The sequence below is a fragment of the Nocardioides sp. Leaf307 genome (assembly GCF_001423135.1).
GTDB classification, from domain to species: Bacteria; Actinomycetota; Actinomycetes; order Propionibacteriales; family Nocardioidaceae; genus Nocardioides; species Nocardioides kribbensis.
Window position 1 is genome coordinate 384,877 of sequence record NZ_LMNY01000001.1, and the last position, 13,900, is coordinate 398,776.

General features: G+C 75.5%; 13 protein-coding genes. 2 read left to right on the forward strand and 11 right to left on the reverse strand.

All coding sequences use genetic code 11. The annotated features are described in order from the left end of the window. Window positions 1-69 precede the first annotated feature (69 nt). Complete coding sequence (locus ASF50_RS01730) at window positions 70-1,239, forward strand: acyl-CoA desaturase (protein ID WP_321163132.1); 1,170 nt, start codon at window positions 70-72, stop codon at window positions 1,237-1,239. On the opposite strand, the gene ASF50_RS01735 is transcribed toward ASF50_RS01730, so the two are convergent. The 3 genes from ASF50_RS01735 to ASF50_RS01745 form a co-directional block, all read right to left on the reverse strand. Beyond that, a complete protein-coding gene (locus ASF50_RS01735; protein WP_056903295.1) occupies window positions 1,214-2,206 on the reverse strand; it encodes a hypothetical protein in 993 nt (330 codons plus the stop codon). The two genes, ASF50_RS01730 and ASF50_RS01735, sit on opposite strands and share 26 nt — an antisense overlap. Beyond that, complete coding sequence (locus ASF50_RS01740) at window positions 2,203-2,799, reverse strand: SigE family RNA polymerase sigma factor (RefSeq protein WP_056903296.1); 597 nt, start codon at window positions 2,797-2,799, stop codon at window positions 2,203-2,205. Before ASF50_RS01740 ends, ASF50_RS01735 begins: the two co-directional genes overlap by 4 nt. A 107-nt stretch (window positions 2,800-2,906) precedes the next feature. Next, window positions 2,907-3,377: a tRNA (cytidine(34)-2'-O)-methyltransferase gene (locus ASF50_RS01745; protein WP_200920020.1), complete on the reverse strand. Its 471-nt coding sequence runs from the start codon at window positions 3,375-3,377 to the stop codon at window positions 2,907-2,909. A 185-nt stretch (window positions 3,378-3,562) separates the two neighbouring features. Here ASF50_RS01745 and ASF50_RS01750 point away from each other — a divergent pair, with 185 nt between their 5' ends. Next, window positions 3,563-4,255 carry an N-acyl homoserine lactonase family protein gene (locus tag ASF50_RS01750; RefSeq protein WP_056903297.1) on the forward strand — a complete coding sequence of 231 codons (693 nt, stop codon included), beginning with the start codon at window positions 3,563-3,565 and terminating at the stop codon, window positions 4,253-4,255. Window positions 4,256-4,300: 45 nt separating this feature from the next. Here the strand turns inward: ASF50_RS01750 and ASF50_RS01755 are convergent, their stop codons facing one another. The 8 genes from ASF50_RS01755 to ASF50_RS01790 form a co-directional block, all read right to left on the reverse strand. Continuing rightward, entirely contained in the window at window positions 4,301-5,251 is a 951-nt protein-coding gene (locus ASF50_RS01755; protein ID WP_056903298.1) for an NAD-dependent epimerase/dehydratase family protein, read from the reverse strand. 71 nt (window positions 5,252-5,322) lie between these two features. Further along, complete coding sequence (locus ASF50_RS01760; protein WP_056903299.1) at window positions 5,323-5,541, reverse strand: hypothetical protein; 219 nt, start codon at window positions 5,539-5,541, stop codon at window positions 5,323-5,325. Window positions 5,542-5,601: 60 nt separating this feature from the next. Continuing rightward, window positions 5,602-6,099: a thioesterase family protein gene (locus tag ASF50_RS19210; protein ID WP_056903300.1), complete on the reverse strand. Its 498-nt coding sequence runs from the start codon at window positions 6,097-6,099 to the stop codon at window positions 5,602-5,604. Then, window positions 6,096-9,338: a fused isobutyryl-CoA mutase/GTPase IcmF gene (gene icmF / locus ASF50_RS01770; protein ID WP_056903301.1), complete on the reverse strand. Its 3,243-nt coding sequence runs from the start codon at window positions 9,336-9,338 to the stop codon at window positions 6,096-6,098. The genes ASF50_RS19210 and icmF overlap by 4 nt, the downstream gene beginning before the upstream one ends. Before the next feature lie 176 nt (window positions 9,339-9,514). Then, complete coding sequence (locus ASF50_RS01775) at window positions 9,515-10,009, reverse strand: MarR family winged helix-turn-helix transcriptional regulator (protein ID WP_235557520.1); 495 nt, start codon at window positions 10,007-10,009, stop codon at window positions 9,515-9,517. Window positions 10,010-10,014: 5 nt separating this feature from the next. Continuing rightward, a complete protein-coding gene (locus tag ASF50_RS01780) occupies window positions 10,015-10,677 on the reverse strand; it encodes a DedA family protein (protein WP_056903302.1) in 663 nt (220 codons plus the stop codon). A 10-nt stretch (window positions 10,678-10,687) separates the two neighbouring features. Beyond that, window positions 10,688-11,515 carry an MBL fold metallo-hydrolase gene (locus ASF50_RS01785; RefSeq protein WP_235557521.1) on the reverse strand — a complete coding sequence of 276 codons (828 nt, stop codon included), beginning with the start codon at window positions 11,513-11,515 and terminating at the stop codon, window positions 10,688-10,690. Beyond that, a complete protein-coding gene (locus tag ASF50_RS01790) occupies window positions 11,512-13,710 on the reverse strand; it encodes a phage holin family protein (RefSeq protein WP_056903303.1) in 2,199 nt (732 codons plus the stop codon). Before ASF50_RS01790 ends, ASF50_RS01785 begins: the two co-directional genes overlap by 4 nt. Window positions 13,711-13,900 lie beyond the last annotated feature (190 nt).

Below are 13,900 nucleotides of genomic sequence, written 5' to 3' on the forward strand. Positions count from 1 at the left end.
AGGTTGTCCCGCGACGGCTCACGGGCCCCCGGTGGTGTCTGCGCACCCCTCGATGGGGTACCAGTAAGGGTGACCACCTCCACCGTGACCAGCCCTTCCGCGACCGGCGCCGTCACGGCCGCGGCAGACCCGGCCGAGCGGCCCGTCTCCCCGGTGACGGCGCACCTGGGCGCCGCCGACGTCGCGGCGCTCGCGGCCGAGCTCGACGCCCTGCGCGACGAGGTGCTGGCCGGGCGCGGGGCGCGCGACGCGGCGTACATCCGTCGGGTGATCGCGGTGCAGCGGGGCCTCGAGCTCGGCGGTCGCGCGCTGCTCGTCGTGGGCTCGCGCCGCCGGCCGGTGTGGGTGCTGGGCGCGGCCTGCCTGGCCACCGCCAAGGTGCTCGACAACATGGAGATCGGCCACAACGTGCTCCACGGCCAGTGGGACTGGATGCGCGACCCGAAGATCCACTCCGCGACCTGGGACTGGGACCACGTCACCCCGCCGGAGCAGTGGAAGCGCTCGCACAACGAGCTGCACCACGTGCACACCAACGTGCTCGGCCGCGACAACGACCTCGGCTACGGCATCCTGCGCGTCGACGAGGCCCAGCCGTGGCGTCCCCGCCACGCGGTGCAGCCGCTGTGGAACCTCGTCAACGCCGTCTTCTTCGAGTACGGCATCGCGCTCTACGACCTCGAGGTCGGGGAGACGCTGCGCGCCGGGCGGCGCCCCGACGCCGAGATGCGGGGGCGCATCGGCGACGTGCTGCGCCGCGCGCGCCGCCAGCTGCTCAAGGACCTCGTCATCCACCCGGCGCTCTCGGGCCCGGGGTGGCGCTCGACGCTGAGCGCCACCCTCGCCGCCAACCTGGTCCGCAACCTGTGGAGCCACTCGGTGATCATGTGCGGCCACTTCCCCGAGGGCGTGGAGACCTTCGAGCTCGACGAGACGCCGACGCGCGAGACGCGGGGGGAGTGGTACCTGCGCCAGATGCTCGGCTCCGCCGACATCACCGGCCCGCCGCTGCTGCACGTGCTCGCGGGCAACCTGTCGCACCAGATCGAGCACCACGTCTTCCCCGACCTGCCCAGCAACCGCTACGCCGAGATCGCGCCCCGGCTGCGGGAGGTCATGGAGCGCCACGGCCTGACCTACCACGCCGCGCCGCTGCACCGTCAGGTCGCGAGCGCCTGGCACAAGGTGGTGCGGCTCTCGATGCCGCCGAGGGTCAGCGGGTCCAGACGGGGTCGGTGAGGATCTCGCGGGCCTGCTCGACGCTGAGCGCGGGCACGTCGGCGGGGTCGTGCACGGTGTCGGGGCGGTCGGCGCGGGTGCCCTCGGCGACGTAGAGCTCGACGTGGCCGCCGGAGGGGTCGGCCAGGGTGGCCAGGACGTAGGAGCGGTCGGTCGGCTGTTCCCGGCCGTCGACGACGCTCCGCTCGACCTTCTCGGTGACCACGCCGACGAGCACGTCGTCCGCGGTGCGGATCTCCTCGCAGGTCTCGTGGCCGGTGAGTTCCGCGCACGGCACCACGGCCTGCAGCGGCGCGTTGTCGCCCCCCGAGCACGGACCGCCGGCACTCAGCTCGGCCAGGCTCGTGCGTCCGCCCGGCACCCCCGGCGGCGGCAGCAGGGTCACGCTGGCGAAGTCGGCGTCCTCGCCCGACCCCTCGCCCGACCCCTCGCCGGACCTCTTGCCGGAGCCCTCGCTGCTGACCAGGTCGCCGCCCCAGGCGCCGGGCGAGGCGTCGTCGGTGCCGCCGATGCGGGTGCCCGCGGGCAGGAGGCCGGCGAGGTCGTCGCGCACCTGCTCCGACGACCTGCTCCACCAGCCGGTGGCCGCTGCGTCGGGGTCGCACGCGGCAGGGTCGGTCTCGACGGGCGGGGTCCGCGGGGCGGAGCCGCGGCCCTCGCCCGTGCCGGTGCCCGTGCCGGTGCCCGGGCCGGTGGCGGGGTCGACGGCCACCGGGGGACCGGACGGGTCGGGCCCTCCCGGCCAGCCGTCGGCGAGGGCCGGGGCGGCGAGCGCGAGGGCGGCGGCGACGGCGAGGCCGCCGGCGCCGTGGACGAGGCGGCGGTGGGTGCGCTGGCGCCGGCCGCGGGCCAGGGCCGCGGGCAGGACGTCGGGGGCGCGCAGCCCGCCGACCTCCTGCGCCAGGCGCTCGCGCAGGCGGGCGTCGTGGTCGGGCCGGTGCGGGGTCTGGTGGCTGGGGTCGGTCACGGGGTGCTCCTGGGGAGGTCGTGGGTGAGGCCGGCGGGCTGTGCCGCGGGCGCGTCGGGGTCGTCGGGGTCGTCGGCGAGCAGCTCGCGCAGGGCGCGCAGGGCGCGTCCGGTGCGGTTCTTGACCGCCGACTCGGTGAGGTGGAGGTCGGCCGCGGTGGTGGCGACGCTGAGGTCGTGCCAGAAGCGCAGCACCACGACCGCGCGGTCGAGGGCGGGCAGCCGGGCCAGGGCCGCCGTCAGGGTGACCCGGTCGGCGACGCCGGCCGGGCCGGAGGGGTCGGGCGACGCCAGGGCGGCGGCGCCGGTGTCGGCGGCCCGGCCGGCCACGTCCTCCACCGGGAGCTCGCCGCTGCGGCGCAGCCGCCGCTCGGAGAGGAACGCGTTGAGCAGGATGCGGTGGGTGTAGGCCACCGGGTCGTCGGTCGTGCGCAGGCGGCGCCAGCCGGCGAAGGCCTTGGCCAGGGTGGTCTGCAGCAGGTCCTCGGCGGCGTGCGGGGAGGCGGTGAGCAGGTAGGCGGAGCGGTAGAGCCGGTCGGAGTGCAGCGTCACGAACTCCGTGAACTCCGCGTCGTCTCGTCTCGCACCGCGCACGGTGCCTCCTCTCGGGTGGTGGATCGGCCTACGTGAGAGGAGACGCCTCGGCACCCCCACCCGGTCTCACGACACCGTCGGCCGGTCCCACGACGACCGCGCCGCGCTCAGGAGGCGCCCGGGAAGCCGTGCTGGCGCCACGCCTCGTAGGCGACCACGGCGGCGGAGTTCGACAGGTTGAGGGAGCGGCGACCGGGCACCATCGGGATCCGCAGCCTGTCGGTCGTGCGGGGGTGCGCCAGCACCGCGTCGGGCAGCCCGGTCGGCTCCGGGCCGAAGAGCAGCACGTCGCCGGGCTGGTAGGCGACGTCGGTGTGCCAGCGGGTCGCGTGGGCGGTGAGGGCGAAGACCCGCGAGGAGGCCAGGGCCTCGGTGCCGAGCGCGGTGTCGAGGTCGGGGTGGACCACCACGGAGGCCAGGTCGTGGTAGTCGAGACCGGCCCGCTTGAGCCTCGGCTCGTCGAGCTCGAAGCCCAGCGGCTCCACCAGGTGCAGCGTCGCCCCCGTGCCGGCGACCATCCGGATCGCGTTGCCCGTGTTGGGCGGGATCCGGGGCTCGAGGAACATCACGTGGAACATGGGCGGCAGTATCCCGCGCCCGGCCGCCGAGGGGCCGGACGCTCGGGGCGTGCGCCCGCGTGCTCAGGGGAGGGGCACGACCGTGCCCCTCCCCTGAGCACGACGACACCGCGCCGACGGGGAGGTCGCACCGTCGCGTGCGACAGTGGCCACCACGGACGGTGACGGAGCACGGAGGAGCCGGGATGCGCGTGGACGACGTGGTGCGGCTCGACCTCGGCTCGTTCGTGCGCCCGGTCGAGGAGACCGGCACGGGCGCCCCTCGCGTCGAGCACGTGCTCGGCTACGTCGCGCGGACCCCCGCCGGCGTGCTGCTGCTCGACACCGGCATCGGCGACGCCGGGGCCGAGGCCGAGGGGTGGTACCGCCCGCGGCGGGTGCCGGTCGAGGAGGCGCTGGCCCGCGTCGGGCTGGCGGTCGGCGAGATCGACCTGGTCGTCAACTGCCACCTGCACTTCGACCACATCGGCGCGAACCCGGCCTTCGCCGGCCGCCCGATCCACTGCCAGCGCGTCGAGCTCGACGCGGCCCGCGCGGTCGGCTACACCGCGGCCGACCTGGTCGACTTCACCGGCGCCCGCTACGAGCTGCTCGACGGCGAGGCCGAGATCGCGCCCGGGGTGCACGTCGTGCCGACGCCCGGCCACGTCGCCGGCCACCAGTCGGTCGTGCTGGAGTGCGAGGACGGCTCGGTCGTGCTCGCGGGGCAGGCCCACGACACCGCGTCGGCCTGGTCGGCCGACGTGCTCGCCGAGCGGGCCCGGTCGCGCGGGCACACCGACCCCCTGCCCGCCGCGAGTCCGTGGCTGGCTCGGCTGCTCGCCTTCGACCCCCGACGGGTGGTCTTCGCCCACGACGCGGCGGTGTGGGTGCCCTGACCCGCGGCTGCGCGGCCTCGGCCGTGCGGCCTCAGTCGTGCAGCCTCAGCCGCGCAGGCCGACCTCGATCTCGGCGAGGGCGGCGTGGAGGTCGACCTCGGGGGTCCAGCCCCAGGCGTGGGCGCGGTCGGCGAGGATCCGGCCGGTCCAGGCGGGCTCGTCGTCCCAGACCGGCTCGACGCCGAGGGCCCCGGTGACGGCCTGGTGGTAGTCACGCACCGTGGCCGGCCCGGCGGCGACGTTGACCGGGGTGCAGCCACCGGCCACCGGGCCGGTGGCGGGGTCGTCGGAGGCAGCGAACCGGCCGGTCGCGACGTCGGCGATGAACGCGGCGAGGTCGTCGACGTGCACCCACGCGAAGCTCTGGTCGGCCACGGCGTGGCGCGCTTGCTCGTCGTCGCGGACGGCGGCGGGGCGCAGCGCGTTCCATACCGAGGAGTCGCCCTCGCCAAGGATGGCCGGCGGGCGCACCAGCACGCGGGTCAGCCCGTCGGTGGCGGCCAGCGCGGCGTCGGTGTCGCGCTTGGTGACGGGGTAGTCGCCGGCGTCGTCGTCGACCAGCTCGGAGGCCTCGTCGACGTCTCCGCGCCCCGGCGAGCGGTCGTAGACGGCGGCGGTCGAGACGTGCACGAGACGGTCGACCCCGGCCGAGGCGGCCGCGCGGGCCACCACGGGGGTGCCCTCCACGCCGATCTCGTGCTGGGTCGCGCGGTCGCTGCCCATCGGGTGCACGGTGGTCACCACGGCGAAGGCGCCCTCGACCGCCGACGCGGCGAAGGCGGGGGCGGGGAAGTCGCCGACCCGCTCCTCGACGCCGGCCAGGTCGGGGGCCGTGCCCGCGCGGCGTACGACGGCACGCACCTGCGCGCCCCGCTCGACCAGCGCCTCGCACACGCGGGCGCCGACGAGGCCGTTGGCGCCGGTCACGACGACCACGGGGGAGTCGGGGGCCTGCGTCGAACCGGAGGACTGCGGGGCATCAGGGGTCGGGGTCATGCCCTCCACCCTGGCACGGAGCCGCCGCCCGCCCCAGGCGCCGAGGGGTGAGGGCGGCCGGAGGTGACGGGTCAGGACCGGCGGGCGAGGAACGCCGAGAGGGCCACGCAGACGACGAGGCCGACGGCGCCGACGTCGGCCAGCAGTGGCAGCACGAGCACGGCCGCCACGAGCAGCACCGGCACGGCGAGCGCGCCGGGCACGACGTAGCCGAGGGTGCGCGAGCCCTGGACGCCCGGGGCGGGGCGGGTCGGCCCGTCGGGCCGGTCGTCGGGCCGGTCGGAGGGCATGCGACCGACCCTAGCCCCGGGCGCTGGCCGCGACGGCGCGGCGCCCGGGGAGGGGTGCGCTCAGCGCAGGGCGAGGGAGCCGGAGAGGCCCGGCTCGAAGTCGAGGGCCTGGTCCTCGGCGATGCGCTCGTCCATCGCCTTGGCGACGTCCTCGGGCCACGGGCTGGTCTTGCGGGTGCTCATGTCGATGTGGAGGAAGATCTCCTCCATCACGTAGCTGACGCGCTGCTCGGTGTCGTCGAGCAGGTAGACCACGACGTGGGCGGCGCGCTCGGAGCGACCCACCAGCCGGACCCGCGCGGAGAGCCGGTCACCGGTGCGCAGCTCGGTGAGGTAGGTGAGGTGGTGCTCGGCGGAGAAGCAGGCGTGGCCGTGGGCCGGCCAGTTCTGCGGGATGCCGAGGCTCACCAGGGACTCGTCGAGCCCCTCGCTGGCGATGCCGAGGTAGTGCCGCACGTTGAGGTGTCCGTTGACGTCCTCGAACGCGATCGGCACGGGCTGCTCGGTGTAGGCCGGGAGGGCGACGAGCTGGTCGTAGGTAGGCAGAGAGGTGCTCACACGTTGCGACGATACTGCCCGCCGACCTCGAAGAAGGCCTCCGTCACCTGTCCGAGCGTGCAGACCCGCGCGGCGTCCATCAGCACGGCGAAGACGTTGTCGTCGGTGACGGCCGCCGCCTTGAGACGCGCGATGGCCTCCGCGGCCTCCTGGGAGTGCTCCTGGGAGAAGCGACGCACGCCGCTGAGCTGCGACTCCTTCTCGGCCTCGGTGGCGCGGGCGAGCTCCACGTGGACCGGCGTGCCGTCGGTGCCGTCGCCGCGCTCGGGCTTGCGGAAGGTGTTGACGCCGATGATCGGCAGCGAGCCGTCGTGCTTGCGGTGCTCGTAGAGCATCGACTCGTCCTGGATCCGGCCGCGCTGGTAGCCGGTCTCCATCGCGCCCAGCACACCACCGCGCTCGTTGATCCGGTCGAACTCCTCGAGCACCGCCGCCTCCACCAGGTCGGTCAGCTCGTCGACGACGAAGGCCCCCTGGAGCGGGTTCTCGTTCATCGCCAGGCCCCACTCGCGGTTGATGATCATCTGGATCGCCAGCGCCCGCCGCACCGACTCCTCGCCCGGGGTGGTGACGGCCTCGTCGTAGGCGTTGGTGTGGAGGCTGTTGGCGTTGTCGTAGATGGCGATCAGCGCCTGGAGCGTCGTGCGGATGTCGTTGAAGTCCATCTCCTGCGCGTGCAGGGAGCGACCCGAGGTCTGCACGTGGTACTTCAGCTTCTGCGAGCGCTCGCCGGCGCCGTACCTCTCCTTCATCGCCACCGCCCAGATCCGGCGCGCGACGCGGCCGATCACGGTGTACTCGGGGTCCATGCCGTTGGAGAAGAAGAACGACAGGTTGGGCGCGAAGTCGTCGATGTCCATGCCGCGCGCCAGGTAGGCCTCGACGTAGGTGAAGCCGTTGGCCAGGGTGAAGGCGAGCTGGCTGATGGGGTTGGCCCCCGCCTCGGCGATGTGGTAGCCCGAGATCGAGACCGAGTAGAAGTTGCGCACCTGGTGCTCGATGAACCACTCCTGGATGTCGGCCATCATCCGGAGGCTGAACTCGGTGGAGAACAGGCAGGTGTTCTGCCCCTGGTCCTCCTTGAGGATGTCGGCCTGCACGGTGCCGCGCACGCTGGCCACCGCGTGGGCGGCGAGGGCCGCGCGCTCCTCCTCGCCGGGCTCGCGACCCTCGCGCTCGCGGAAGGCGTCGACCTGCTGGTCGATGACGGTGTTGAGGAAGAAGGCGAGCACGGTGGGCGCGGGGCCGTTGATCGTCATCGAGACGCTGGTCGTGGGCGAGACCAGGTCGAAGCCGTCGTAGAGCACCTTCATGTCGTCCAGCGTCGCCACGCTGACCCCCGACGTGCCGACCTTGCCGTAGATGTCGGGGCGCTCGTCGGGGTCGCGACCGTAGAGGGTGACGGAGTCGAAGGCCGTGGACAGCCGCTTGGCCTCGCCCTCGGCGGAGAGGATCTTGAAGCGGCGGTTGGTGCGCGCGGGGTCGCCCTCGCCGGCGAACATCCGCGCCGGGTCCTCCCCGTCGCGCTTGAAGGGGAAGACGCCCGCGGTGAAGGGGAAGTGGCCCGGGAGGTTCTCGCGGCGCCAGAAGCGGACCAGCTCGCCGTGGTCCTCGAAGGTCGGCAGCGAGACCCGTCGCACCTTCGTGCCGCTGAGCGACTCGCGCGTGAGCCGGGTGGTGATCTCCTTGTCGCGCACGCGGGTGACCTGCTCGTCGCCGGCGTACGCCGCGACCACACCGGGCCAGGCCTCCACCTGGTCGGCGACCTCGGCCGGCAGCGCCTTGCGGGCGCGCTCGAGCAGACCGGGCACGTCGCCGTGGTCGCCACCGTCGAGGGAGTCGAGCTCGGCGGAGACCGCCTCGAGCCGCTGCACCCGGCGGGCCGCGGCCACCAGCTCCTCGGTGCGGGCGTGGTAGCCGCGCACGGTCTCGGTGATCTCGGCGAGGTAGCGGACCCGCTCGCCGGGCACGACCTGGCGGATGCCCGAGGAGTGGCGCACGTCGACGGCGGGCAGCACGCCCTCGCCGACCGGGAGCCCCGCCCCGCCGAGCAGGTCGCGCAGGTGCTGGTAGAGCGCGGTGACGCCGTCGTCGTTGAACGTGGCCGCCGAGGTGCCGAAGACCGGCATGTCGTCGGGCTGGGAGCCGAAGGCCTCGCGGTTGCGGACCAGCTGGCGGCCCACGTCGCGCAGCGCGTCCTTGGCGCCGCGTCGCTCGAACTTGTTGATCGCCACCACGTCGGCGAAGTCGAGCATGTCGATCTTCTCCAACTGCGAGGCGGCGCCGAACTCCGGCGTCATCACGTAGAGCGAGGTGTCGACGAAGGGCACGATCGCGGCGTCGCCCTGGCCGATGCCCGGGGTCTCCACGATCACCAGGTCGAAGCCGGCGGCCTTGACCACGTCGATGACGTCGCCGAGGTGGTCGGGCAGCTCGTGGGCGCCGCGCGTCGCGACGGAGCGGAAGAAGACGCGGTCACCGTCGAGGGAGTTCATCCGGATCCGGTCGCCCAGCAGGGCGCCGCCGCCCTTGCGGCGGGTCGGGTCGACGGCGATGACGGCCACGCGCAGCTTGTCCTGCTGGTCCACGCGGAAGCGGCGCACGAGCTCGTCGGTGAGCGAGGACTTGCCCGAGCCGCCGGTGCCGGTGATGCCGAGCACGGGGGAGCGGTGGGCGCTCGCGGCCTGCTGGAGCGCCGCCAGGGTCTCGGCGGGCAGCCGGCCGCTCTCGGCGGCGGTGATCGCGCGGGCGATCGCGGCGCGCTCGCCGCCGACGACCTGGTCGGCGGTGACCTGCCCTGCGGCCCACAGGTCGGTGTCGCAGTCGGCGACGACGGAGTTGATCATGCCGACCAGGCCCATGCGCTGGCCGTCCTCGGGGGAGAAGATCGTGACGCCGCTGTCGCGCAGGCGCTGGATCTCGTCGTGGACGATGACGCCCCCGCCGCCGCCCACGACCTTGACGTGACCGGCGCCCTGGGCGCGCAGCGACTCCACGAGGTACTCGAAGTACTCCACGTGGCCGCCCTGGTAGGAAGACACCGCGACGCCCTGCACGTCCTCCTCCAGCGCGGCGTCGACCACCTCCTGCACCGAGCGGTTGTGGCCGAGGTGGATCACCTCGCAGCCCTGGCTCTGGAAGATGCGCCGCATGATGTTGATCGAGGCGTCGTGGCCGTCGAAGAGGCTGGACGCCGTGACCAGCCGGACCGGGTGGGACGGGACGTGGAGCTCGGGCACGGAGGTCACCTCGGGGTGTCACGGGGCGACCGGGCGGCGTGGGCCGGGGCCGGCGCCCGAAGATAGTTGGACGTCCTACTAATTGCCCACGATAGCCGCCCGGACCCCGTCGGTCGAGGGTGCGTCGGCCCCGGTCGGACCAGGGCGTGCGCCGGGTCGTGCGCCGGGTCGTGCGCTCAGTCGACGCGGTCGCCGCTGCGGGCGCGCAGGGCGGCCAGCAGGCGCGAGAGCGCACCGACCTGGGAGGGCGGCAGCCCGAGGGACTCGAAGACGTCGCGGTTGAGCCCCGCGGTGGCGGTGGCGGCGATCACGCGGCCGGCGTCGGTGAGGGTGGCGAGCACGATGCGGCGGTCGCCCTCGCCGCGCGAGCGCTCGACGTAGCCCTGCCGCTCGAGGCGGTCGACCGCGCTGGTGACCGACGTGGGGTGCACCTGGAGCAGCGAGCCCAGCTTGGTCATCGGCAGCCGTCCCGCGGAGGTGAACGACAGCAGCTGGAGCACCTCGTAGCGCGCGAAGGTGAGGTCGAGCGGACGCAGCACGGCGTCGATGCGCTCCATGAGCAGCTGCTGCACCCGCACCAGCGAGGTCACCAGGGCCATGCCGTCGGCGGCGTCGTCCCACCCGTGGGCGACCCACTGGCGGTGCGCCTCGCGGATCGGGTCGGTCGTCACGCGGCTCAGTCTCCCGCACGCGGCCGGCGCCGCCGCGCCGATCCCATCGCTGATCCCGGCCCGGAGCCCGGCGACGGCACCCCGGACGATCCCAGCCGCCTCCTCAGCGCCGGGGCCAGCGACGAGCCGAGCGAGAGCAGCAGCGCGGCGAGCACGGCGACGACGACGGCCGTGGTGGTGTCGGCGAGCAGCGAGCCGCCGGCCAGGCCGATGGCGGCGTAGACGACCGCCCACAGGGTGGCCGCACCGACCGCGGCGCTGGCGAAGCGCCGCGCGGGGTAGCCGGTCAGCGAGGCCACCAGCAGCACGGGCACCCGCCCGCCGGGCACCAGCCGCGAGACCAGCAGCGTGCGCAGCTCGTGCTCCTCGATCGACTCGCGCAGCCGGTGGAGCCGGGTCTCGGGGTCGTCGGGGCGCAGCCACCCGACCCGCCGCGCGAGGGGCTCACCGGCACGGCGCAGCACGGCGTAGGTCGTCACGTCGCCCACCCAGGCGGCCGCGCCGCCCACGGCGACGACCAGCGGCACCTCCCACAGGTGCGAGTCGGCCGCCAGCACCGCGGTGGCGCTGACGGCGGCCCCGGTGGGGAGCACGGGCACGACCGCGCCGACGGCGACCACGCCGAAGAGCACCAGCAGCGCCACCAGGCCGAAGTGGTCGGCGCTCACCGGACCGCCCTCACAGGACGATCCGCTCGGCGGGGGAGGCGAGGACGGGCCGGGCGCTGCCGGCGCGGGCCAGGGCGTCGGCGAAGCGCCGGCCCGGGGTGACGAAGAGGCGGTGGTGGGTGGCGCGGTCGACGCGCTCGAGCCCGACCGGCCAGAAGGTGCCCCAGTGCACCGGCACCGCCCAGCGGGCGCCGACGCGGCGCACGGCCTCGGCGGCCTCGTCGGGGTCCATGTGCTCCTCGCCGAGGCTCGGCCCCCACCCGCCGACCGGCGGCAGCGCCAGGTCGACCGGCGCCACCTCGCGCATGTCCTCGCGCAGCCCGGTGTCGCCGGGGAACCAGAACGACGCCGGTGCGGGGGCGGTGGCCCCGGAGGTGGACCCGGAGGTGGCCCCGGTGGCGGGCCCGGTCACGCGGAAGCCCAGCGCCGGCGGCCGCTCCCGCGCCCACGGGTGGCGCCGGCCGTCGTGGCTGGCCGCCAGCACCTCGACGTCGACCCCGCCCACCCGGTGGGTCTCGCCGGGGGCGACGCCCAGCAGCCGGTCGCCGAGGTCGGCCAGCAGCCGCTCCCCGCCGCGCGGCACGACGACCGGCACGTCGGCGGCGAAGCGTCGCAGCGAGGGCAGGTGGCAGTGGTCGAGGTGCAGGTGGGAGACGAACACGACGTCGGCGAGCGCGGCGTCGGCGGGCGGGAGCGGCGTACGACGGCGCAGGTGCACCAGCCGCCCGGCCAGCAGCGGGTCGAGCGCCATGCGGACCCCGCCCAGCTCGACCGTGGTCGACGCGTGGCCCCACCAGGTGACGCCCAGGCGCACCGGACCCGGGGCGGGGGCGCTCATGCGGTCCCCCCGACGGGCCCGGCCGACCCCGCCGAGCGGGTGGGGGAGTCGGCACGCAGCCCGAGCCGCTCGAGGCGCGCGACCAGCGTGCGGTGCACGTCGAGACCGGTGAGCGGGGTGGTGGGCACCTCCCAGTCGGCGGGGTGCAGGAGCAGCGCCTCGGTCTGCCAGCCGCCGAGCCCGCCGTGGGAGCCGACGAGCTCCTCGAAGGCCACGACCTCGCCGAGGGCGGGGTCGTGGGCGCCGAGCACGACGAGGTCGCCGACGTGGTCGCGGCGCTCGAGGCCGAGCAGGTCGGCCGCGGCCCGCGGCCCGTAGGTGGCGAGCGGGTCGGTGCCTCCGCCGTCGACCACTCCGTGGCCCGGCCGCAGGACGCACCAGCCGCCGGGCCCGTCGACGCGCAGGTCGCCGTCGCGGCGCCCGGGGGCGGAGAGCCGGGTCACGACGCCACCGACGCCCGGGTGGGCGGCCAGGCCCGTCACCAGGTGCGGGTGGAGGGCGGCGAGGTCGTCGTGGGTCAGCCGCCCGGGGCGGTCGGTGCGGTAGACGTGGGCGAGGCCACCGGAGACGGCGACCAGCAGGCGGGCGGCAGGTGCGTCACCGCCCGCGCCACCGCCCGCGCCACCGTCGGGGGTGCCGCCGGCGCGGCGTCGGGGCCGCTCGGCCACCGACCGGGTCGCCCGGGTCAGGGCGCGCCCGGAGCCCGTCGCGCCGGCCAGCAGCATGCTCGCCGGCACCCACGTCTCCTCCGACCACCTGGCCCGGTCGGCGGGGCTGCGGGGGTCGGGGGCGGCCGCGCCCTGTCCGGCGTGCGCGTCGGCGAGCTCGAGCACGACGTCCTCCAGGGTCCGGCCGGTGAGCTGGAGGAAGGTCGTGCCCTGGGCCTGCCCGTGGTCGGAGACGACGGCCAGCTCGTAGCGCCGGCCGACCTCGCCGCAGACCTGGTCGAGGAACTGCAGCACGCGGTCGAGGTTCTCCAGGGTGCGCATCGACTCCGGCCGGGTGGGCCCGGCGTGGTGGGCGACCTCGTCGTAGTCGACGAAGTCGACGAACACCACCGGGGTCCCGCGGGTGAGCTGCTCGGTGACGACGGCGAGGTTGAGGTCGCGCAGCACCACGGTGGTCAGCCCGCGCAGCAGCAGGAAGGCGCCGCCGCGCCCGACCCGGGGCCGCACGTCGCGCGTGCGCTGGCGGCGGGCCTGGTGCCACTCGGTCACCACCTGCCCGCCGAGCAGGGTCAGCGAGCGCAGGAAGCCGCTGCGCAGCGCCATGTAGGAGGCGGCGCCGCGGTCGGAGCCGGGCAGGCGGCCGTCGCTGATGGTCAGCACCGAGGTGGGCGCGTCGCCGGAGAAGAGGTTGGACACGCTCGCGCCGTCGTCGGCGAGCAGGCCGCGGCCGTCGGACATCGCCGCCTCCACCTCGGCGGCGTCGACGGGGCGGCTGGCCGTGAGCAGCCGCCCGCGGCCCTTGTCCCACCAGCGGAAGCCCGGCACCGCGGTCACGTCGCCGTGCAGCAGCACGGCCTGGCCGGCGGGGGTGGTCGCCGGCACGCCGGTGTGCCAGCCGCGCATGCGGTGGCTGCCCGAGCGCAGCCAGCGCGACACCGTGGGCAGCGCCCCCGCGGTGATCGCCTGGCGCAGCAGCGGCTCGCTGACCCCGTCGAGCTGCACCACGAGCAGGCCCGGTCCCTCGCTCCCGGCGCGGCGCGTACGACGCACGGCGCGGCCCAGGAGCTGGCCCAGGAACGCCTCGTCGGAGCTGGCGTCGAAGAGCCAGTTGACCGCCGCGGCCGCGACCGCCGCCGCCCAGGCGGCGAGCACGACCTGGCCGGCGCTGAAGGGCTCCACGGTCGGCACCAGGGCCAGGGCGATGCCGAGCACCACGGCCTGGGCCAGGAAGCCGGCGAGCAGCAGGCCCACCACGCCGGTCAGCACGGTGAGGCGGGTGATCAGCGGACGCACGAGCGCCCCGACGGCGAGCACGCCGACGGCCAGCGCCGCCACCGACTCCGCGCCGCGGGTCACCTGGGTGCCGGGCAGCAGCCACAGGCTCGCGGTGAGGGCCAGGAAGGAGGTGGCGAAGGATCGCAGCGACCCGCGCAGCCAGCGCCACGAGGGGCGGAACGCCGCCAGCTGGCGTCGCACCAGCAGCCACTGGCGCGACCGGAGGGCCGGCGCCGGCGGGGAGGTCGTCACCGCGTCACCGTAGCCAGCCCGGCGAGCGTCCGGTCACGCGGCGCCGGACCCGGGGCCCGTCGGGCACCGGGCTCGTCCGGCACGGGGGTGCCGCGGGGTGCGGCATCGACGGCCCTCCGCTCGCAGGCGCCTCCCACCGGGCCTGCGCGCGCCCCCCGGATCGAGGGCCGCCGATGTCAGGGCCATGCCC

Excerpts from the sequence above, each read along its gene's own strand:
- ASF50_RS01755 (WP_056903298.1), bottom strand. The coding sequence starts at position 5,251 with ATGACCCCGACCCCTGATGCCCCGCAGTCCTCCGGTTCGACGCAGGCC.
- ASF50_RS01760 (WP_056903299.1), bottom strand. The coding sequence starts at position 5,541 with ATGCCCTCCGACCGGCCCGACGACCGGCCCGACGGGCCGACCCGCCCC.
- ASF50_RS01785 (WP_235557521.1), bottom strand. The coding sequence starts at position 11,515 with ATGAGCGCCCCCGCCCCGGGTCCGGTGCGCCTGGGCGTCACCTGGTGG.
- ASF50_RS01750 (WP_056903297.1), top strand. The coding sequence starts at position 3,563 with ATGCGCGTGGACGACGTGGTGCGGCTCGACCTCGGCTCGTTCGTGCGC.
- ASF50_RS01745 (WP_200920020.1), bottom strand. The coding sequence starts at position 3,377 with ATGTTCCACGTGATGTTCCTCGAGCCCCGGATCCCGCCCAACACGGGC.